Below are 21,279 nucleotides of genomic sequence, written 5' to 3'. Positions count from 1 at the left end.
TTATATTATTATTTATTTTTCTTTTCTTCTTCTTTTGAAGCGAATAAAGATACTATAGAATCTAAAGTTGTTTTTGGTTTTTCTTCAACTACTTCTTCTACGTCTTCTTTTACTTCTTCTGCTTTTTCAATTATTGGTGCTACAGCTTTATGAATTTCTTCAAATGTTGGTTCCACTTTTTCTTCGAAATGTTCCACTATTGTTTCTTCTGCATCTTCTACTACTTCTTCCACTTCTGTAAAAGTAGGTTCTGTAGCTTGTACAACAGTTTCTTTTACTTCTTCTACTTTCTCTATAGCTGGCGTTGCTACTTCTTGTGCTTTTTCTACTACAGGTTCTACAACTTCTTTCACATCTTCTACTTTTTCAGTTACTTCTGTGGCAACTTCTTCCTTAACAGCTTCAGCTTTTGCTCCTAACTCCACAAAATTTTCTTCTAATTTTTCTACTTTTTCAGAAGATGTTAACTCTTCTAATTTTTCTTTAGCTACATCTTGCTCTTCTTGTACTTTAGATCCTAATTCTTGAGTTTTTTCATTAATTATTGCTGTTAATTTTTCAATACCATTTTTAGTATTTTCTTTCAGTAAATCCTTATGTTTTTCTAATTCCTTAGGATTTTTATAATAATAAGCTCCTAATGCACTCACTGCTCCTAATAAAGCACCTTTAAATATTTTACCCATATTTGAATTCCTCCTAGTTTCTTGTCAGTATTGATTTTATCAGAAAAATGAAACAATGTAAAGGATTTAAAGGTTATTTATTTCTTTACATTATATTTTTTTAATATTCATAATATAAGAATAATAGAAGTGACAATTGAACTCATTTCAAAAGATCACTTCTATTAAAAATTATTTTATTTTAAATGTTTAACCCTCGCTACTATTTCTTTGTGTCGTCCTTTGATCATCGGACGAGCTTGAGGATTACCTAAATAGCCACATGTTCTCTTCACAACATCACAGCTTTTTGGATCTCTATTACCACATTCTGGACATTTAAATCCTTTTTTAGTAGGTTCAAATTCACCCTCATACCCACATTTATAACAACGATCAATCGGTGTATTTGTCCCTAGATACCCTACCTTATCATACGCAAAATCCCAAACCGCTTCTAATGCTTTTGGATTTTGTTTTAATACCGGATACTCACAATAATGAATAAATCCTCCACTAGCATAATATGGATAATCTTTTTCAAAATCTAACTTTTCAAATGGAGTTGGATTTTTTCTCACATCGTAGTGATAAGAATTAGTATAATATTCCTTATCTGTTATATTTTCCACAATACCGAACTTCTCAGTATCCATACGACAAAATCTATCAGTCAGAGATTCACTAGGGGTTGAGTAAATGCTATACCAATAATCTCCCTCTTCTGTCCACTTGTCCACGCATTCTTTCATATAACGCATAATGTCCAATGTAAATTCTTTTGCCTCAGGATTTTTCTCCCAATCTCCTCCATAAAAGACACTTGCCACTTCGTATAAACCAATATATCCTAACGATAATGTAGAGCGTTTATTATCGAAAAGCTGTTTTACCTTATCTTCAGGTTTAAGACGTTTCCCAAAAGCTCCATGCATATAAAGAATAGGTGCATTCTGAGGTTTCGCCTCACCACAGCGTTTTGCTCTATAATCCAATGCGTCTTTACAAATTTCTAGTCTCTCTTTAAAGATATCCCAAAACTCTTCCTTATTCCCTTTTGATTCAAGTGCTATCCTTGGAAGATTCAATGTTACTACTCCAAGATTCATACGCCCACTCTCAACTAACTCACCTTGTTTATTTCTCCATGCAGGAAGGAATGACCTACAGCCCATCGGAGTCTTACAGCTACCTGTTATTTTTGTAATAGTATCATACATCAATACATCTGGATACATTCTTTGGGTTGCACATGACAATGCAAGTTGTTTCACTTCGTAGTTTGGATCTGTCGGTTTAAGATTTAATCCATCTTTAATTACAAAAATCAATTTAGGAAAAATAGCAGTTCTTTTCTCTTTACCCAGTCCCTCAATTCTGACCTTAAGAATCGCCTTTTGTATTTCTCTTTCAAAGTAACCCTCACCAAGTCCAAATCCTAAAGATGTAAATGGCGTTTGCCCTTGAGATGAATATAAAGTATTTATTTCATATTCTAAAGATTGCATCGCATCAAAAATATCTTTTTTAGTTTTCTTATCAGCAAATGCCTTTTGTTTTTCTTCATCATCAATCCACTCTTGTGCCATTTTTAAATTTTTCTCATAGTTTAACTTAGCGAATGGTGCAAGCACTTCATCTATTCTATCTGCACTACATCCACCATATTGACTTGAAGCTACATTAGCAATAATCTGAGCCATTTGTGCTGTAGCAGTTTGAATGCTTTTTGGGCTATCTACATCTGCATTTCCAATTTTAAATCCTTTTGTTAACATCTCTTTAAAATCGATTAAACAACAGTTTGTTAAAGGTTGGTAAGGAGAATAATCTAGATCATGATAGTGAATATCACCCTTTTGATGCGCATTAGCTACATGTTTTGGTAACATCTTAAGCCCAATTGCTTTTGCCACAATCCCACTTGTTAAATCACGGTGCGTATTAAATACTAAACTGTCTTTATTAGCATTTTCATTTACAACATTTTCATCTCGATTAACTAACTTCTCTATCGCTACATTTATATCTAAACTACGCTCACGCTCTATGTCACGCATACTTCGATATCCAACATATTCCTCGTAAATCGTTTCTTCCCCTAAGGTAAGTAATGTATGTTCTACAATATTTTGAAGTTCATAAATCTTAATATTTTCCTTAAATCTATTAGAAATCTCTAAAATAACATTATCAACAATTCCAGCAATATTTACACTGTGATTTCTCCCAAATACTGAATGTATAGCTTTTTCTATCGCTTTATAGATTTTATCGGCATCAAATTTAACTATACGTCCATCTCTCTTAATCACTAATAAATTTTTTGTTAGATTATCAACTTTAATTTTTGTGTAAGAATACAAATTTCCTTTTTGCATGTTATCCCTCATTTCATTATTATTTTTCTCAAATAAAAACATTATAATACTATCTTATATTAAAATCATATCACTGTCTACAATGAATATTTCCGGGAAATCTAAAAACCTTATAACCTAGCCTTTTAGATGAATTGTGAATTTTTCTGGCTCTTCTGTTTCTAAAACTCATTTTAAAAGAACATTGAAATACCAACGTTTTATTAGATTGACATATACTTCTGTACTACTATTTTATTTTTTAAAATTATAATACAGTCTTTTATTTCCTAATATTAAGCTAATCAAAAATGATATAAAAAAAGTTCACTATATATGAAAAAAATTATTATTTTGTTACTTAAACTATATTTTAATAAACTAATTTATGATAAAATTGAAGTAAATAATAAAGAGAGAAATATCTATGAAAAAAACACAAATTGAAAAACTAACCGATCAATTATTTTCTATGGAAAATGATAATTCACTATTAATTAATGAATTAGAACCTTATGTAGAATTATTTATGCATTATGAATGCGCTATGCTTGAAATCGAGACAAAACTTAATGTCTTTGACAAAGAATTTTCTCTTCATGGTGAGAGTAATCCCATCGAATCTGTCAACACAAGACTCAAAACACCTATTAGTCTAATGAATAAACTAAAACGCTTAGATTTACCTTTTGATATAGACACAATAAAAGAAAATATATACGATGTTGCTGGAGTTCGCGTTATATGTTCATTTAAAAATGATGTCTATAAACTTGTTGATGCTCTAAAACAACAAGATGATTTAACAGTAATCGCAGAAAAAGACTACATTAAAAACCACAAAGACAATGGTTATAGAAGTTATCACCTAATTGTTAAAGTACCTATTTTTTTATCAGACAAAGTAGAACATGTGGCTGTTGAGGTACAATTCAGAACAATCGCTATGGATTTCTGGGCTAGCTTAGAACATAAACTTAGATACAAAAAAAATCTGAGCGAAGAGAAAGAAAAAGAAATAGAACGCCGTCTACAACTCTGTGCAGAGATAAGTGCTAAACTCGATAATCAAATGCAAAAAGTTAAAGAAATCATAGAAGATGATTCACAATTCCTATAAAATAATCCTCTAGTATTAAATCACTAATACTAGAGGATTATTTTATTATTATTTTTCTATACTATGATTCATTGAATAACTAAAATAGATTATTAAACCTAATAAAATCCAACATCCAAATATTATCCATGTAGATAATTGAATTCCATATAATAATACAATAAATAATAATATTGATAAAATTGGTAAATATGGCATACCAGGCATTACAAACCCACGTTTAACATTAGGGTAATCTCTTCTAATAGCAAATGTTGAGTAACTAACCAACGCAAATGCTATTATATATGAAACGTTAGCCAAATCAGCTAATTGTCCTAATGGCAAGAAGCCAGTTAAAAGAGACATTAATATACCAACACCAATTGTTGTTAATCCTGGGATACCACTTCTATTTATCACTGATAATTGTTTTGGTAATAACCCATCTCTACTCATCGTATACAAAACTCGAACCGCAGCAAACATTGTCCCTAAAGGTCCAGATAAAAGACCAATTACCGCTCCTAAAGAAACCACTCCTGCTAATTTCCCTTGACCAACTTCTCCTAATACATAAGCTAAAGCGTCTCCTTTTCCTAACTGAGTAAATGGAACCATCCCAGTAATAACTAAACAAACAATTATGTAAAATACAGTGCATAAAAACAATGTAATAATAATTGCTCTAGGTAGCACTTTTTGTGGATTTATCGTTTCTTCTGCTGAAGTTGAAATTGTATCGAAACCTAAATACGCAAAAAACACTGTTGTTGCACCTATCATTATTCCTGATATTCCTTGTGGTGCAAAATTGTCTGTCCAATTAGTCGGAGTAATATAAAACATACCAACAAAAACAAATAGTAAAATCACTATAATTTTTATAGCAACCATAAAATTATTGACAAATTTACTGCTATTCGTCCCTTTAAACAAGACTATCATTATTAATAAAACAACAGCCATCGCTAAAATATTCCCATATCCACCTTCGCTAGGTAATGTTGTAAACTCCTTAGGGATTATTATTCCAAAACCTTCTAATAAAGATTTAAAATAACTTGACCAACCATTAGCTATCGCGGCTCCTGCAATTATATAACTTCCAGCTAAAAGCCATCCCATACAATGAGCAACAACCTCACCCAATGTAATATAACTATATGTATAAACACTTCCACTTGATGGTATCATAGATGATAATTCTGCATAACATAAGGCCGTAAGTCCACAAGCTAATCCAGCTATTAAGAATGAAAAAATTACCGAAGGGCCCGATTTTGATGCCACTTCTCCTGTTAAAACCAATATACCCGATCCAATAACAGAACCTATCCCGAGAAATATTAAATCAAGAGTCCTAAGCGTTGGTCTTAAGCTCTTTTTCCCACTTTCTCCAAGCACTCTTACTAATGTTTTTTTTCTAAATATCTGCATTTATAAATATAAATCTCCTTTCATGTCAATCATTTTTTCTTTGATAACCCTAAACACCCTTTTTCTCTTCTGTATTCAAATTTTTTCCCAATTATTACTACTATCTCAATCTCTAATTTTCAATTCTTATTTTCTTAACAGATTTTCAATAAAATCAAAGTTTATACTAAATTCTTTTACACTAAATCGCCTTTAATACAATCTATATTTCTTAATTTCCCGGCGTTCAAGTAAAAAAAGTATAAATAATAGTTCAACAATATTATTTATATTATAACTACATAAACTAATTTATTCAAATATTCCCTTCATTTTTATCATATCTTAAAACAGGATTAACCATTTAAAAATAGAGCTATACTTTTATAAAACCCAATTAAATTGAATTGCTACTATACATTTTATCAACATTCGAAAATTATTCCAATTACACATTTTTATACTAATAATCTTCTCTGTTTAAATAGTCTTCCTACTCTATATAATAAATTTAGTATTTTCATTATTTTGAAAATTTTTCATTGAAAAATACAGATATTTTCGTTATACTTAATTTACCACAAATGATGATTCATTATATAAGGAGGTATATTATGAATAACACTCAAAAAAGTCTAATCGCTATATTAATATGCTATTTTTCATGGGGACTCTTTCCTATTTACTTTAAATTATTAAAAGAAATCGGCGCATATGAAGTTTTAGCAATGCGCATATTATGCTCTTTTATCTTTATGGTTTTAGTAGTAGCCATTGCAAAAAATAAAAAAGCTATTCTCTCTGAAATTTCAAATCTTTGGAAAGATAAAAAAGGATTCTTGTTACTTATACTTGCATCGCTTTTAATAACAGGAAATTGGTTAACATATATAATTGCGGTAAATACTGACCATGTGCTTGAAGCAAGTTTTGGTTATTACTTAAATCCAATTGTTACAATTATTTTAGCTGTAGTATTTTTAAAAGAAAAATTAACTCGTGTACAGACAATTGCATGCCTATGTGTAGGAGGATCTTTATTATATTTATTTATCTCACTTGGTTCATTACCCTGGATTTCTATTATGTTAGCACTAACATTTGGATTATATAGTTTGTGCAAGAAAAAAATCATACTTAGTCCAAAGGCAAGTCTGTTAATAGAAACTGCAATTGTTTCCCCTATTGCACTGATTTATATGTATTACTTACTATTAAATAACTCACTTACATTTTATAAGTTTGGAACAACTACATTAATATACTTACTTTTATCTGGTATTATCACAGCTGTCCCTTTAATGTTATTCGCTAAAGGAGCCTCAGATATCCCTCTTTATATTTTAGGGATTCTTCAATATTTGCCACCTACAATGCAATTTTTCATAGGGATTTTTGTATACAACGAAGAACTAAGTATACAAAAATTAATATCATTCTCTATAATTTGGGTAGCTGTAGCCGTATTTTGTTACTCAGCAATAATATCAATGAAAAAACAAAATATGATTAATAAAAGCCATCAAAAATAATACAAAAACGAAGTTTGAAATTCAAACTTCGTTTTTGTATTATCTACTACGCTACTTTTTTAAGTCCTTTACGTAACATATCTAGTCCTGTAATTACTACTACTACGATGATTAGCCATAATAAACTATTTAAAGATAAAGAAGTAATGAATTGGTATCCAACGATTACCCCAATAACTCCCCCTATAGTTAATCCTATAGTACCTTTTCTTGGATATAATCCCTCTTTAATAAACTTAGGAGAACCAATAGCCATAAGTGCCGCACAAGATCCCATCATGATAGGGAAGGCTGCTTTTGGATCCATTCCTAATAATGAAACCATAGCTAAACATGGTGCATATAGTCCTACACCTGCCATCATTAATGCTCCAAAGATGAAGTTACCTACAACACCTACAACAAGTGCAATACCAGTTAAGTGTAGTGCAGTATTATTAGCTCCAAGTAACGCTAACCATCCCATTTTACTAGCAAACATTAATCCTGCTGTAATAAGTAACGCAAATCCCATAACAATTTGAATTTTTTTCTCTGGTAATTTAGTTACTATACGTCCACCGATAAGTGCACCTACAACAGCTGAAATAATCATTGATAGTAAAGTAACTGCATCAACTTTTACTGATTGAATAAATAGAAATGCCTCAATTAATACTGGAATAGTATGCCCAATATTCAATGTTCCTGGTAATAATCTATCGTTTTTTATAAATCCTGTTACTTTCGCTAATAATGTAGTTGGTGCAAAGCTACCAATACCTAATGTATCCATAAAGTCTGTAACAAAACCAATTACAAACCCTACTATAGGATTCGAATCTTCCCCTACTTCACCTTTATTCTTAATAATATCTAACGCCCACATCACTACAAAATATAGTGCTGACAGCCCTAGTAATGTTAATAAAATCGTTACTAAGTTCATATTTTTTCCACTCCTATCCTAATAAGAATCCATACGTTAATGAATCATCTGGATCATAAACATAGTTACTAAATCCTAAAATATATCCAGATCCAGTAATTTCTGGAATAATAGCATCATATCCAGCTAGTTTACGTTCTTCTACAATTCTTCCTTTGAATAAAGTACCTAAGATACTTTCATATACAAATGGTTCACCTAGTTTCAACTCACCTTTTGCATAAAGTGTAGCTAATTTCGCTGATGTTCCAGTTCCACAAGGTGAACGGTCAATATTTCCATCTCCGAATACTACAACATTTTTGAAAGTAGCTTCTGGGTGAGATGGTTTATCATAAATTTCAACTAAGTCTACAGTTTTAATGTGCTCTAAAGTTGGATGTTGAATTTCAATATTCGCATTAATAGCATCACGAATTTTCAATCCAGCTTCTTTTAGCTTAGAAGCATTTTCAGGTTTAACTTCTAAACCAAGTTGATCTGCTGAAATAATACAGAAGAAACTTCCACCAAATGAAATATCAAATTTAATATGTCCTACTCCTTCCACATCAAGTTCAACATCACGTTTATATAAGAATGATTCAACATTTTTGAATGAAACTTCTTTAACTTTTCCACCTTTGTCTTTTAATTTAGCCGTTGCATAAATTAATCCAGCTGGTGTTTCTACTACCACTTCTTTTTCTGTAGCACCTTCTTCAACATCTACCATACCTGTTTCTACGGCTGCTGTTACTGCTGCGATAGTATTGTGTCCACACATGTTTAAGTAACCACCAGTATCCATGAATACTAATCCAAAATCAGCTTCTTCTTTTGTTGGAGGTAATAAGAATGCTCCGAACATATCTTGGTGTCCTCGTGGTTCAAACATTACTGATTTTCTTACATCATCTAAATGCTCAATAAAGTATTGTTTTTTCTCAACCATATCTTTACCAGGAATTTTTGGAATCCCAGCAGTAACTAAACGAGCAGCTTCCCCTGCTGTATGTGTATCGATAACTGAAATCATTTTATTTAGTTTCATAATAATTCACTCCTTAAAATATATTATTTATTATTTGCATCTTGTCTCATTTTTAATTTTAATAATCCTAATGCTTTTCTAGCATCAGTATAATCAATATTATTTTGACAAACTATTTCTGTTTCTACACCTTCTTGAGACTTGTTAAAATCTAAAACGAACTTCGTATATTGATTTTCTACCACAAATTTATGTTTTCCCATAAATTTTAAACCTACGATAGAAATCCCACGTTCTCCTATTTCAAACATAGTATTAGCATAATCCACATCACTATTTCCCCAACCATCAGCTGAAATTATAGCTCCATCTGTTCTCATAGCTTCTAACCATGTTGCTGTTCGCCATCCTACTAAATGTTTTAGACGATTATCCTGTGGTGTTCCTACTACAATTACCCCTTGGAAATCAATATCAGGATCTTCTGCCAATGTATCTAGTAATGGGTCTCTAAAATGGTGTAAACTTGTTTCTTTTGTAGATGGTCCAATCCCCATAATAACACCTCTTTCTATACCATTGCTCTTATAGCACCGTCTCGATATTCATTTGCTGTAAGTAGCACCGGCATATTATTCATATCAATAATAGAAATACCCTTATCTATTCCACTTGGTTCTATCGGGAACAGTTGATTATCGTACATCATCCCTTGTCCCGCAACTTCTTTTACTAAAGCTACCTTAGGCTTTCCAGGATTTTTCGTATTATAAAATTCATGAACTTCATCTGCATCACGTCCACTAAGAACTTTCATTACTTCGCGTATATTTTGTAAATATACATCTGATAATTCAAATATAGAAAAGGCCAAAGCTCTATCGAAATCCACTTCTGGTTTAATAATAACATCGATATGTATTAAATAATCACTATCTGCAGGTGAACCCGCTTTATTTAATACTAATTGTTCTTGTAGAATACCTTCAGATGATCCAAATTCATGCATTTGTTTCCCTTCAGTATTTGCTCCAGTTAACAACATATATACCCCTGTTAAAGTATGTGTTATACCTTCACCAAGTCTTCCTAAGACTTTCGTAGATATTGGTACTATATCCATTATTGTATTAACATAAAAATTATGTTCGCGAGGTTTAATTATTTTTACCTCTACACTTTCAAAAATATTTTTATCATATTCTATTTCAGTCGGAATAATAAGCTCATTGTTTTCAATTTTAACTTTTCTTCCTAAAGCAACATTTTTCATATGGAATGCTTTAATTTGCAATCTTTCTTTTGACATAACTATCATCCCTTGATTTTTATTATCTGCAATAATACAGTTGTAAGTTGTTTACTAGTACAGATTTTCTTTGAAAAAAGAAGAGGGACTTTTCGTCCCTCTTCAGTCTTTCTCCTACACGTGAGCAATGTACTCAAATGGAAGAGGAACTATTTTACCTGAACTTGGTATTTTAACTAGTTGCTCTAATGTTGCTTTTAGAATTTGTGTTTGTTGCTCAACGTTTCCTGGTTCTCCTGCGTTAGCACCCATTGGTACAAGTGGTGCCACGGCTCTTGGAGTACCGTTTTGGCGCACTACTGGAGGTAGTGCTGCTATTAAGATTGTTGGAATACCTGCTTCCTCAATTGCTCTCTGCACGATCACGGCAGTTCTATGACAAGTACCTCAACCAGCAGTTAAAATAACTGCATCAACGTTTTCTTCTTTTAATTTTTTAGCAATTTCTGGTCCTGTAGAGTTTGTGAAAGCCTCTTGGTCTCCACCACCACCCATGAAACCGTAGTGGAATTCTGCTACACTTCCGATGAAACCTTCTTTAGCAAGTTCATGTAGTCTATCGATTGGGAACATACAGTTGATATCTTTGTTAGCATCTGCGTTATCATATCCACCGTGTGATACCATAAGATCTGTACTATGTGCAGTATCTGGGATTTCACGGAATGTAGTATCCCCTGCTAAGTTAAATCTTTTATCTGTTTTTAAGTGAACTCCTGCTGCTGTAGCTAATGCTACTTTCATATCTTTTAATTCTTTAGTTACTGGAGCCCAAACTGGTTTTGGTGTAATAGGTACAAAAATCTCTGATTGTAGACCTTCAAATATCGTTAATGACATTCTAATTTCTCCTTCCTACTATTCTTCATTTAGTCTGTTTTTTACTTCTTCTTGTAATTTTCTTGTATTTATTATTGCATTTACATAATGTTCGTCAGGTTCTTCGCTAATAACTTCTGGATAACTTAGTAAAAATGCTACTTCTTGTCCGATTTTTACTGGATAATCAGAAATTAACATTCTCATAGGAATTTTAAATTGCCCTAGGCGTCCTTTAATGTCTATCGTAACGCTAGCATCGTTATGATCAACAATTACCCCTTCGAACACTCTTTCTGTAGATGCATATTTTAATTTTTCAATCATAACTTACTTCCTATCCTCTTTAAAAATTAATCTTCTTTTTCGTAGATTTCTTGACGTTTTTTAGATTTTGGTAATACTTGTTCATTATCAAGTAACTCTACTTTTTGTCCTGTAGTTTTTTCAATAACTTCTACGTTATTTAATTTAACGTTAGGATTCCATTTTCTTTCAGCTTTTTTAATTATTCCGCCACCCATTTGTGTTTTAAGCATTGCTAAAGCACGGATAGCATCTTCTTTACATAATGTATTGTTTGAAAGAATTTCGTTTTCAATACCTTGTTTAGATTTGTTGTTATCAACCATAGCTGTCATGTATTCGTTACCTACTACAAGTGCACCTTGCACTGCAGAGTAAGTCATACCAACTACTGATACTCCACGTTTACCGATTTCTTCGATATGTGAAGCAAAGTCGATGTGGTTGTTACCAAATCCTTCAGTTGTAACGATAGCACCATCGATATCCATAGCTTCGATAGTCATACCTACACGTTTAGATACATAGAATTTTTCTGAGTTAGCTTGAGGTGATCCAACTAATAATACCCCTACTAAATCAATTTCTTCATCAGCCATAGCTTCAAGTACTAATGGTTCACGGTAGTAGTGACGAGAAGTTTCTTTAGAAGCTGGTCCAATACATGTTAATGCATGGATACCACCATCTAAGATTTCCGTTGGAGCAAGCATTACTGGTAAGTTACCAAGGTCAACGTTTGGTTTAGCACCAAGTGTCCCTACTGGTTCTACTGGTAAAATTAAGTTATCGTGCATCGCACCTTGTCCCATAATTTCTTTAACGATTAATACTTTTTTGTTTCCTGGGTGACGATATTGTTCAATGTTGATGTTTCCTACTACTAGACTTTCATCGTCTAATTCTTTAAGAGCTTTACGAATTTCTTCTGTAATGTGGTCGAATGCTTTGTGAGCTGCTAATGGTCCTGGTCGTTCCATGTTAGCTCCTGCTTTAATTGTAACTTGACCTTTAATGAAGATTTCACCTTTATCTGGAGCTCCTGGACGTCCCCACATAATATTACGTTCTAATTCACCTTCAGAAGATCCGAACTCACCGATTTGAACTCCGTTAGCATCAGTTCCTGTAAGAACCATTACTACACCTTTAAGTTCACGAGTAATTCCGTGTCCGATTTCTCCTTCTTCTTTAACAGCGATAGGTTGAACGTCCATGATTGTTTCACTATAAGTGTCATATTTATCAGGAGTGATAATTTCTAATTTAACGTCTTCTACTAAAGCTTCTGATTCAGCTGCTTCCTTACATAATTCTTCTGGTGTTCTTAAAACTAAAGTAGTACCTTTAATTTCTGTTTTTTCACCAAATTCTACTTTCTCAATTTTGTAGTGTTTTGTGTGTAGAGAACGGATAAATTTAGGTTCTCCTTCGTGTTTTTCTTCCACTTTAGCTGCTACTGTTTCAACTTTAGCTTCTACTGCTTTAGCTTCCACTGCTTGAACAGGTGCTTGTGCTGCTGATGCAGTTGCTCCTGCAATAGCTGCTAATGGAATTTCAAGATTAATATTTTCACCTTTTCCGATTTGTAGTTTTAATACTCCTGCTGGAGCTTGTGTCTGCGCTACCGGCGTAACCGGGGCTACAGACGCAACTGGAGCGCTAACTTCAGCTGCCACTTCTTCTACTTCTTCTTGTTTTTCTTCTGCTTTTTCTTCTCCACCTTGTACGGCATCAATGATACCTGGTGTAATAGGTATTAGAGCGTCTGTTGTTTTTAATAATTTGGCTCCTAATACTTGTCCGATTGTTAATGCATCATCTGGGAATGATAGTAATCCTGAATCTACTAAATCATCGAATAATCCTGGATCTTCTAAGTTTTCTGGACCAATTACGATCCCTTCCTCAGCTCTGCAACAAAATACCGCTTTATCATTTAAGTGCTCTTTTGCAGTTTCTACTGTAATTGACATTACTTCTAACCTCCAACTAATTATTTATTATTATGTAATTCTAAGCTTTTATAGCTTCTGTATAAATGATGGTCAGTGGCACGAAGTACATGATCGGTACTATGATAAACTTTTACTCCTAACCTAGGAGCTACACCTGTCACGGTGTTAGTTCAATCTTGACAAGTACCAGTAATTACTGCTTTCGCACCATCTTTTTTCATTTTCAATACTTTTTCCGCTTGTCCGGGACAAATACCTGGTAGTTCACAACGTAATCTTCCATTTTTGTCTGGTTTCATACGTTTACACATTTGAACAGATACTACTTCTGCACCCATTCCATCGGCTATTTGACGTAAGCGCTCTTCTTGTGCCCCACATTCACAAATAAGTATTCCTACTTTTTCTTTTTCTTGTGGATATGGCATTGCTACAAGTAATCCACCTGTTGTTTTATTAATAGGATCATTTTCTTGTGCAGGACGACCTGTAAATGGTCCACCACGTACTATTTCACCATGTGGATTAATATAACCACCAGCTTTTTCTATAAATACACTTATAGGTAATCCAATTGGTACATCTAAGAAAATACTTGGATTTTGTACACGTCCACCTACTGTGATATCTTTGTCTATTAATGGTTTATCTTCCTCGATTGCTTCCACTATACGTTTAATTGTTTCTACATTCGAGATAATAGCATTTGCTTCTAAAGGTAATTGTCCTGGTTTTAAAATAACACCTAGTGTTTCTCTTACGATAACACGCTCATCTCCTGCTGGATACATATTAGGTAATATTTTAATACTAATATTAGGTTCATCTTTACAAGCTTTTCCTAGTGCTAATAGTGCTTTACGATATTTTGTTTTTATTGCAATATACCCCTCTTTAGCACCCGTTAACTCTAAAATATATTTTAAACCTCGTACTAATGTTTCTGGATTTTCTTCCATAAATTTAACATTGTGACCTAAAATAGGTTCACATTCTGCTGCATTTGCAATAACATATCCTCCAGGAATTTGTGCGGATAACTTAATTCCAGTTGGGAATCCAGCTCCACCAACTCCAACGATACCAGCATCTTTGATTTTTTGTAATTTGTCATCAGTTTGTTCTAATCTCACATAATCATCAGTTTGTTCTTTATCTAATTTAACGATTATTTCCATATCGTTCACTTCTTCTACTTCACCTGATAAACTAGTATGAATATTAGCACCTAACCCATTAGGTACTGCGACAAGTTGACCACGTTTTACATGATCTCCTACATTTACGATAGCTTTACATGGTCCACCAACATGTTGTTTTAGCGGAATATTGATTTTTTCAACATTAAACTCTAACATACCTTTTCCTCCTTTCCTCAAGATTTCTTTACAAGCAGTAGTCTAAAACTTCTACTGAATTTATTGTATAACAGTTTTGTTGTTTTTGCAAACGATTATTTTATTAAAAAATCAACATGAATTTAAATTTTTTTTTATAAATATCCTATTTTTTTTTAAGATTACTTTCATGTATGGATTCTAATTCTAATTTTTTTAAAATTTTTATTTTTACAATTTATGTCTAATTGAAACATGTTATCAGTTTACATAAATACCAATAAAATCAATATTGTATTCATTTTCAATGCGAAACAAAAAATATTAATTATAAAAAAAATTTAAAACGTATTTATTTTTAATATTTTTTATATTATAATTAAATTGGAAAAATAAGGGAGGAAAGCGGCAGGTTGTGGCATATTATAAATATGACATACTTTAAAAAAATTGGAGTTCTCTTACTTAGTTCAAGTTTGATTATTTTAGGCTGTTCTACAAAAGATGTTCATACAAGTTCTAATGTAAACAAAGATATTAAAACTATTTCTTTAGAGGATTTCACTAAAAATATCAATAATAGCGAGTATCAGTATATAGATACACGCAACGACGAAGCCTATAATGGTTTTAAAGTTGATGAAATCAAAAATGGTGGCCACTTAAAAAATTCAATTCAATATAGTACATCATTTATTGGTAAAATCAACAAAGAGAAAGAAGATAAATTTATCAACGATAAAGGCTTAGACAAAAAGAAAAAAACAGTTGTCTACGATACCAATAAAGACAATACTTCTAAAGTTGCAGATAAATTAACCTCTCTTGGCTATGAAGTTTATAAATTCGATGATTATAAAAATTTGCAGATAATGATGCAAATAAAGCGAATTTAGTATCTTATCCTGAATATCAAAATTTAATCTCACCTCAATGGGTTAAGGATATAAAAGATAGCAAAAAAACAGAAACATATACAAATACTGATTACGCTATTTTTGAAGTTTCATGGGGGGGAAGGTGATAAAGACAAAAATTATAAAGAACACATATCACTTTAACACAGACTGGATAGAGGATGGTCCTGTATAGAACTTACGATCAGCTGAAGAAATCAAAAAAACTTACTGAAACAAGGTATTACAAGTAATAAAACTATAATCATTTATTCTAATGATGCACCTGCAGGATTCAGGGTAAATTGGGCTCTTAAATGGGCTGGTGTTAAAGATGTTCGCGTAATAAACGGTGGACTTAAAACATGGAAAGATGCAGGTTTTGAAATAGAAACTACTGTAAATACTCCAAAAGAAGCAACTAACTTTGGAGTAAACATTCCTGCTCATCCAGAATATGACATCTCTCGTGCTAAAGATGTTGCTGAAAAAGTTAAAAACGAAGGACTTAAACTCGTAAGTATCAGATCTTGGGATGAATACACTGGTAAAACTAGTGGTTATGATTACATCGAAAAAGCTAGTGAACCTCAAGGGGCTGTCTTCGGATTTTCTGGAGAAATGTAAATGACTACGACGATTCAGATGGAATTCTTAGAAATCCTCAAGAAATCTATAAATCTATGGAAATCCAAGAAACAGATAAAATCGCTTTATATTATGGTACAGGATGGCAAAACGCAGTTCCATGGTTTATGACTCAACTTACAGGTCGCACCAACACTTACTTCTATGACGGCGGTTAGAACAATTGGCAATTAGATGGTACTTTACCTGTAGATATTAATAAAGATAAAGGTCAAAAACCAGACGCTAAAAACGATTATAAATAATAACAAAAGAACTTATCCATATTTTCTCACGGATAAGTTCTTTTATAATATTTCCCAATTTTTATATACTACCTTTTCAAAAACAGTTTCATCATTACCAAGTTCCTGTTTCAACTTTAAAATCAGCGGCGAAGAATTCGTTATGTCTAACTTTTCCAAATTGATCCAATATATTCCACTAGAATCATTTAATTCATCTTCTAGTTTTTCTGAAATCGCATCTTGCTGTTCAAAATTAACATTAACATCATAAAACACCATAATATGATGCACTGTACGATTAGTTTCCTCTACAAAGACATCATAAACTCTGCAGTTCCCGTAGTTTTCTATTGCATACCCCGTTTCTTCTCTAAATTCTCGAACTAAGGTTTCTGTCAGCCCCTCATTTTCTTTTTGGCTACCTCCAGGCAAATCAAATCTATTTTTGTACGGTCCTCTTTCCTTTTTTATACATAAAAGTTTATTATCTCTAATACATATTCCATAAATTCCAATATAATCAATAATCATAACATACCTTCTCTCAATCCTTAAAAAAGCGATGTAAAAACTTACATCGCTTTAATCTTATTCTAATTCTTCTAATTTAGCTTTTAAGTATGGCACTAATTCATCTTTCAAATCAGACTTAAGCGCGAAATCAATAGTAGTTTTAACAAATCCAATTGTTTCTCCTACATCATAGCGTTTACCTTGGAAGTCATATGCATAAACATTTTCTTCTTCGTTTAACATTTGGATAGCGTCTGTTAATTGAACTTCACCACCAACACCTACTTGTTTTTTAGCTAAGTGTTTAAAAATCCCTGGATTAAGAACATATCTACCCATAATTGCTTGGTTAGATGGCGCTGTTCCTGGAGCTGGTTTTTCAACAAAAGTTTCAACTTCATATAGATGCCCATCTTGTGCCTTAGGCGCGATAACACCGTATCTATGAGTTTGATCTTCTGGAACTGTTTGAACCCCGATTACAGAACATCCTGTTTCTTCTGCTTTATCAATAAGTTGTTTGATTGCAGGATATTCATCATTAATTACAACATCATCACCTAGCAATACTGCAAACGGCTCATCTCCTATAAAACTACGAGCAGTTAGAATAGCATCTCCTAATCCCGCCATTTCTTTTTGACGAACATAGTGAATGTTAGCAAGTTGCGTTGGATACTTAACTTTCTCTAACATCGCAAACTTACCTTTATTTTCTAATTCAACTTCTAATTCTACATTTCTATCAAAGTGATCTTCAATAGCTCTTTTTTGTTTACCTGTTACAATAATTATATCTTCAATCCCAGCTTTTACCGCTTCTTCTACTATGTATTGAATTGTAGGAGTGTCGATAATAGGTAACATCTCTTTCGGTAATGCTTTAGTCGCAGGAAGGAAACGTGTCCCATATCCTGCAGCCGGAATAATCGCTTTTCTTACTTTTTTCATGTTTTCACCTATATTCTTTTCTAAAATTTTACAAATTAATAATAACATATTTTTTTGATTTTGGCAACTTATTCTAGATTTTTCAAACTATATAAATAACATTCTAAATTTAAAGATTTAATATATCTCTAATATAAAAACTTGATATTATAATTTTTTATAACTTTCATTATTATTCTCTTATTATATTTCGAACATTTTTCAAACAATAAAAAGTGACTTAAGATACAACCTCATCTTAAGCCACACATATTCTATCTTGTATTTAGAGCTTGAACAACTACGTTTGTTGTCTGTTCTTTTCCATTTCTGTAATAAGTTACTTTTACAGTATCTCCAATTTTTGTTTTTTCAAATAAGTATTTTCTTACTGCTGCAACATCCTTGACTTCCTCACCATTTAATTTAGTAATGACATCATATTTTTCTAATCCTGCTTGGGCTGCTGGAGCGCCGTTTTCTACATAACGTATTACAACCCCTTGCTTACCATCATAGTTCAATTGAGATCTAACTGTATCACTATCAATAGTATTTACTGATACTAATTGCACCCCTAGAGCGGGACGGATTACTCTTCCTGATTGTTCTAACTGCTCAGTAATAAGCTTAACTTCATTTGAAGGTATACCGAATCCAATTCCCTCTGCACTTACGTTTGCAGTTGCTTTAGCAATTTTAGATTCGTTAATACCGATAAGTTTACCTTCACTATTGATTAGCGCTCCACCACTGTTACCCGGATTAATAGCTGCATCCGTTTGGATTACAGTTTGGTTCCAGTCATTTTTACCATCTCCATCAACATCCATAGGAATTTGTCTATTTACAGCTGATACAATTCCTTTTGTAACAGTATTAGATAAATTAACATCTAAAGGTGAGCCGATGGCAAAAGCTGTTTCACCAACTGCGATTTTATCACTATCAGCAAAATCCATCGTTGTAGTTACATTATCTCCACTAATTTTTAATACTGCAAGATCTGTCCAAACATCAGTCCCGACAACTTCTGCATTTACATTAGTCCCATCACTCAAAATAACAGATAATTTCTTAGCACCATTAACAACGTGGTTATTAGTAACAACATACGCTGTATTACCTACTTTTTTATAAATAACCCCACTACCACTAGAAGCAGCTTTTAAATCGTCAGAATCATTCCCAGCTCTACTAGAACCACCTAAAATTGACTCTAAGTTATTAGATGTATTGCTTTGGTAGTTCACGATTGAAACTACCGCATCTTTTGCTTTCGAGATAGCATTAACTGTAATTTTTTCATTATCTTTATCTTCTTTTGTAGCAGTTACTGAAGAAGTTAAAGCTTTTCCAGTTCCCATTACTGCCTGCGCTCCAAAAACACTAGTAGCTCCAAGAGCAAACGCTGCAAAGACCGTTAGGAATAATTTCCCATAGTTATTTTTCTGCTGTACAGGTACCTGTTCATTACTCAATTCTTTATAGTCCTCATAATTATCAAACTGAGAATTTCCTACCTCTTCATAATTTTCTTGATTATCAAACTCATCATTAATTTGATTTTGATTTTCCATAAGAATCCTCCTTTTAAATCTTATTTAAATTATTTTAAGAATAAATTTTTTTTATTTATATTTTTATAATATCAGCATCAACTTAAACAAAGTTTAAAGAATAATTTAAATATAGTTAAATACTAATATACATTCCATCTAATTAATCTACTATTCTTCTTTCTTGTGATTCAGTATTAAATACTGTAAAAATCTAATTAAATTAAATAACACAAAAAATATTATTAAGTAATAATATATAAATATTTCATCAGCATTGTATTTTAAAATAAAAAATATTGAAAAACTAACAAACAATATATTTAATATAAGACTAAATACATATTTTTTTGTACGAATAAATAATCTAAGTTGAATTATTAAGAATACTATAAAAATTGCTATCAGTAATTTTATATTAAAATCAGTGAAATATTTCGGAAATTTATAAACATTCCTAAATAATATATGCCTTATCATTCCCATCTTCCTTTCTGAAAAATAATACCAACCAGAAATCATTACTAATAATAAAGCTTCTAATATCGCAAATAAAAAATATAATTTTCTATATTTTATTCTATTCATTACCTGCCTCCTTGTGTATAATTCATCTTAATGTTATAATTCTATATATAAATTATATGAAAAAAATAAAAAATCTGCAACGATTGTTGCCTAACATGAGGTAAATATGAAAGCAAAAAGATATTCTATATTATTAAGCATACTTGTATTAGTTTTTACATTTTTGTACACATTTAAAATTAATTTCGATCTGACAAAACAACTAAACATTATTAATTTGACGATAACATTTATAGTATTACTTCTATGGCTTCTTCTGGGGTACCTGTTATTAATAAAAGACATTCTCAAAATTACAGATAACGAAAGAAATGGTATTATTTTGGTATTAGTACTATCTGCAGTAATATTCTTTTACTATAATCCATTTCCTAGTCCAGATGGATATTATATAAACATCCCTAGAGTTATATACTTCATAATAACACTTCTAGTTTTTATATTACTTATTATTGTATTTAGAAAAGAAAAATTAGTTTCACTAATATTAGCACTATTTATTCCATTCACAGTGCAAAGTTATTTAATTAATGTCTTAGAAATTACAAAATACACTAGCTATACACTATATATTATAATATTCTTTGCAGTCATAGCCTATAGTATAAATTCCTTCCGAGAAAAATAATCGAAAACTTCAAACATACCTTGTGATATGTTTGAAGTTTTTTTATACTAATACTATATATTTTTTACAAATATCTGCGAAGAATCCTTGAACATCACCTGCTTTAAGCATATCTTCTTGTTCTTGATCTACAATATAGTTCTCACTGGCTTCCATAACCGCAAGAAGTCGCTTAAAAGTATCAGCAAATAGCGCTTCATCTTCATTTAGTAAATAGTTGAAGTTCTGTTCAGCAAAAAACGGAACGAAAACCTCTCTGAATGCACCCTGACGAATTCTACCAATAAGTTTTTCTCCACTCGCTGTAACGAATAAATCACCTTGCTTTTCTACAAATTCCTTCGCTTTTATATAACTAGAAAAAATCTGGAATCCTTCCGCTTCTTTATACTCTCTAAAAACTGGAATTTTAAGACCTTGTTCTTCATAAAGAGCTTTATCGATTATCACAAAAACCTCTTCTAAATCCCAGAATTCTTTCGCTATATAATAAAATGCTACACGCCATCTACTATCACTTTTCGGCAATCTTTTAAATGTAGCTACTTGCTCAACTAATTTAATATCTTTTTCCAATATAATTTC

At 31.8% G+C, this 21,279-nt stretch carries 20 protein-coding genes; 5 read left to right on the top strand and 15 right to left on the bottom strand.

Annotated features, from left to right (window positions below):
• Window positions 1-8: 8 nt before the first annotated feature.
• Entirely contained in the window at window positions 9-686 is a 678-nt protein-coding gene (locus ACWOBP_RS05370; protein WP_455337812.1) for a hypothetical protein, read from the bottom strand.
• Between the two features lie 176 nt (window positions 687-862).
• Window positions 863-3,013: an anaerobic ribonucleoside-triphosphate reductase gene (nrdD, locus tag ACWOBP_RS05365; protein WP_455337838.1), complete on the bottom strand. Its 2,151-nt coding sequence runs from the start codon at window positions 3,011-3,013 to the stop codon at window positions 863-865.
• A gap of 439 nt (window positions 3,014-3,452) precedes the next feature.
• Between nrdD and ACWOBP_RS05360 the strand changes: the two genes are divergently transcribed.
• Window positions 3,453-4,145 carry a GTP pyrophosphokinase gene (locus ACWOBP_RS05360; RefSeq protein ID WP_455337811.1) on the top strand — a complete coding sequence of 231 codons (693 nt, stop codon included), beginning with the start codon at window positions 3,453-3,455 and terminating at the stop codon, window positions 4,143-4,145.
• Between the two features lie 48 nt (window positions 4,146-4,193).
• On the opposite strand, the gene ACWOBP_RS05355 is transcribed toward ACWOBP_RS05360, so the two are convergent.
• A complete protein-coding gene (locus tag ACWOBP_RS05355; RefSeq protein WP_455337810.1) occupies window positions 4,194-5,564 on the bottom strand; it encodes an APC family permease in 1,371 nt (456 codons plus the stop codon).
• Between the two features lie 593 nt (window positions 5,565-6,157).
• Between ACWOBP_RS05355 and rarD the strand changes: the two genes are divergently transcribed.
• Window positions 6,158-7,075: an EamA family transporter RarD gene (rarD, locus tag ACWOBP_RS05350; RefSeq protein WP_455337809.1), complete on the top strand. Its 918-nt coding sequence runs from the start codon at window positions 6,158-6,160 to the stop codon at window positions 7,073-7,075.
• A 46-nt stretch (window positions 7,076-7,121) separates the two neighbouring features.
• Here the strand turns inward: rarD and ACWOBP_RS05345 are convergent, their stop codons facing one another.
• The 8 genes from ACWOBP_RS05345 to prdC all read right to left on the bottom strand — a co-directional run bounded on the left by ACWOBP_RS05345 (window position 7,122) and on the right by prdC (window position 14,726).
• Window positions 7,122-8,003, bottom strand: coding sequence for a TSUP family transporter (locus ACWOBP_RS05345; protein WP_455337808.1), 882 nt, complete (start codon window positions 8,001-8,003; stop codon window positions 7,122-7,124).
• Window positions 8,004-8,016: 13 nt separating this feature from the next.
• Window positions 8,017-9,036, bottom strand: a complete 1,020-nt coding sequence (locus ACWOBP_RS05340) for a proline racemase family protein (protein WP_455337807.1) — start codon at window positions 9,034-9,036, stop codon at window positions 8,017-8,019.
• A gap of 23 nt (window positions 9,037-9,059) precedes the next feature.
• A complete protein-coding gene (locus tag ACWOBP_RS05335; RefSeq protein ID WP_455337806.1) occupies window positions 9,060-9,533 on the bottom strand; it encodes a glycine/sarcosine/betaine reductase component B subunit in 474 nt (157 codons plus the stop codon).
• A 14-nt stretch (window positions 9,534-9,547) separates the two neighbouring features.
• Entirely contained in the window at window positions 9,548-10,285 is a 738-nt protein-coding gene (gene prdD / locus ACWOBP_RS05330) for a proline reductase cluster protein PrdD (protein WP_455337805.1), read from the bottom strand.
• Between the two features lie 114 nt (window positions 10,286-10,399).
• Window positions 10,400-11,125, bottom strand: coding sequence for a D-proline reductase (dithiol) protein PrdB (prdB, locus tag ACWOBP_RS05325; protein WP_455337804.1), 726 nt, complete (start codon window positions 11,123-11,125; stop codon window positions 10,400-10,402).
• 18 nt (window positions 11,126-11,143) lie between these two features.
• The gene (locus ACWOBP_RS05320; protein ID WP_455337803.1) at window positions 11,144-11,431 is read right to left on the bottom strand and encodes a CBO2463/CBO2479 domain-containing protein; all 288 of its coding nucleotides are present in this window, start codon (window positions 11,429-11,431) and stop codon (window positions 11,144-11,146) included.
• A gap of 26 nt (window positions 11,432-11,457) precedes the next feature.
• A complete protein-coding gene (prdA, locus tag ACWOBP_RS05315; protein ID WP_455337802.1) occupies window positions 11,458-13,386 on the bottom strand; it encodes a D-proline reductase (dithiol) proprotein PrdA in 1,929 nt (642 codons plus the stop codon).
• 20 nt (window positions 13,387-13,406) lie between these two features.
• Window positions 13,407-14,726 carry a proline reductase-associated electron transfer protein PrdC gene (gene prdC / locus ACWOBP_RS05310; RefSeq protein ID WP_455337801.1) on the bottom strand — a complete coding sequence of 440 codons (1,320 nt, stop codon included), beginning with the start codon at window positions 14,724-14,726 and terminating at the stop codon, window positions 13,407-13,409.
• Window positions 14,727-15,118: 392 nt separating this feature from the next.
• On the opposite strand from prdC, the gene ACWOBP_RS05305 reads away from it, so the two are divergent.
• The 3 genes from ACWOBP_RS05305 (at window position 15,119) to ACWOBP_RS05295 (ending at window position 16,407) form a co-directional block, all read left to right on the top strand.
• Window positions 15,119-15,601, top strand: a complete 483-nt coding sequence (locus ACWOBP_RS05305) for a rhodanese-like domain-containing protein (protein WP_455337800.1) — start codon at window positions 15,119-15,121, stop codon at window positions 15,599-15,601.
• Between the two features lie 231 nt (window positions 15,602-15,832).
• Window positions 15,833-16,228, top strand: a complete 396-nt coding sequence (locus tag ACWOBP_RS05300; RefSeq protein ID WP_455337837.1) for a sulfurtransferase — start codon at window positions 15,833-15,835, stop codon at window positions 16,226-16,228.
• 56 nt (window positions 16,229-16,284) lie between these two features.
• Window positions 16,285-16,407 (top strand): hypothetical protein, encoded by a 123-nt coding sequence (locus tag ACWOBP_RS05295; RefSeq protein WP_455337799.1) that lies wholly within the window; start codon window positions 16,285-16,287, stop codon window positions 16,405-16,407.
• A 129-nt stretch (window positions 16,408-16,536) separates the two neighbouring features.
• On the opposite strand, the gene ACWOBP_RS05290 is transcribed toward ACWOBP_RS05295, so the two are convergent.
• The 4 genes from ACWOBP_RS05290 to ACWOBP_RS05275 form a co-directional block, all read right to left on the bottom strand.
• Window positions 16,537-17,007, bottom strand: a complete 471-nt coding sequence (locus ACWOBP_RS05290) for an NUDIX hydrolase (protein WP_455337798.1) — start codon at window positions 17,005-17,007, stop codon at window positions 16,537-16,539.
• 57 nt (window positions 17,008-17,064) lie between these two features.
• Window positions 17,065-17,940: a UTP--glucose-1-phosphate uridylyltransferase GalU gene (galU, locus tag ACWOBP_RS05285; protein ID WP_455337797.1), complete on the bottom strand. Its 876-nt coding sequence runs from the start codon at window positions 17,938-17,940 to the stop codon at window positions 17,065-17,067.
• Window positions 17,941-18,194: 254 nt separating this feature from the next.
• A complete protein-coding gene (locus ACWOBP_RS05280) occupies window positions 18,195-19,499 on the bottom strand; it encodes a S1C family serine protease (RefSeq protein WP_455337796.1) in 1,305 nt (434 codons plus the stop codon).
• Between the two features lie 1,237 nt (window positions 19,500-20,736).
• On the bottom strand, window positions 20,737-21,270 hold the full coding sequence (locus tag ACWOBP_RS05275) for a hypothetical protein (RefSeq protein ID WP_455337795.1): 534 nt from the start codon (window positions 21,268-21,270) through the stop codon (window positions 20,737-20,739).
• Between the last annotated feature and the right edge of the window lie 9 nt (window positions 21,271-21,279).

The sequence above is a fragment of the Gemella parahaemolysans genome (genome assembly GCF_053758945.1).
Note: the sequence above shows the minus strand (reverse complement) of the source record. Positions and strands in the feature narration are given on the sequence as shown.

Excerpts from the sequence above, each read along its gene's own strand:
- ACWOBP_RS05370 (WP_455337812.1), bottom strand. The coding sequence starts at position 686 with ATGGGTAAAATATTTAAAGGTGCTTTATTAGGAGCAGTGAGTGCATTA.
- ACWOBP_RS05360 (WP_455337811.1), top strand. The coding sequence starts at position 3,453 with ATGAAAAAAACACAAATTGAAAAACTAACCGATCAATTATTTTCTATG.
- ACWOBP_RS05355 (WP_455337810.1), bottom strand. The coding sequence starts at position 5,564 with ATGCAGATATTTAGAAAAAAAACATTAGTAAGAGTGCTTGGAGAAAGT.
- rarD (WP_455337809.1), top strand. The coding sequence starts at position 6,158 with ATGAATAACACTCAAAAAAGTCTAATCGCTATATTAATATGCTATTTT.
- ACWOBP_RS05345 (WP_455337808.1), bottom strand. The coding sequence starts at position 8,003 with ATGAACTTAGTAACGATTTTATTAACATTACTAGGGCTGTCAGCACTA.
- ACWOBP_RS05340 (WP_455337807.1), bottom strand. The coding sequence starts at position 9,036 with ATGAAACTAAATAAAATGATTTCAGTTATCGATACACATACAGCAGGG.
- ACWOBP_RS05335 (WP_455337806.1), bottom strand. The coding sequence starts at position 9,533 with ATGGGGATTGGACCATCTACAAAAGAAACAAGTTTACACCATTTTAGA.
- prdD (WP_455337805.1), bottom strand. The coding sequence starts at position 10,285 with ATGTCAAAAGAAAGATTGCAAATTAAAGCATTCCATATGAAAAATGTT.
- ACWOBP_RS05320 (WP_455337803.1), bottom strand. The coding sequence starts at position 11,431 with ATGATTGAAAAATTAAAATATGCATCTACAGAAAGAGTGTTCGAAGGG.
- prdA (WP_455337802.1), bottom strand. The coding sequence starts at position 13,386 with ATGTCAATTACAGTAGAAACTGCAAAAGAGCACTTAAATGATAAAGCG.
- ACWOBP_RS05295 (WP_455337799.1), top strand. The coding sequence starts at position 16,285 with ATGGAAATCCAAGAAACAGATAAAATCGCTTTATATTATGGTACAGGA.
- ACWOBP_RS05290 (WP_455337798.1), bottom strand. The coding sequence starts at position 17,007 with ATGATTATTGATTATATTGGAATTTATGGAATATGTATTAGAGATAAT.
- galU (WP_455337797.1), bottom strand. The coding sequence starts at position 17,940 with ATGAAAAAAGTAAGAAAAGCGATTATTCCGGCTGCAGGATATGGGACA.
- ACWOBP_RS05280 (WP_455337796.1), bottom strand. The coding sequence starts at position 19,499 with ATGGAAAATCAAAATCAAATTAATGATGAGTTTGATAATCAAGAAAAT.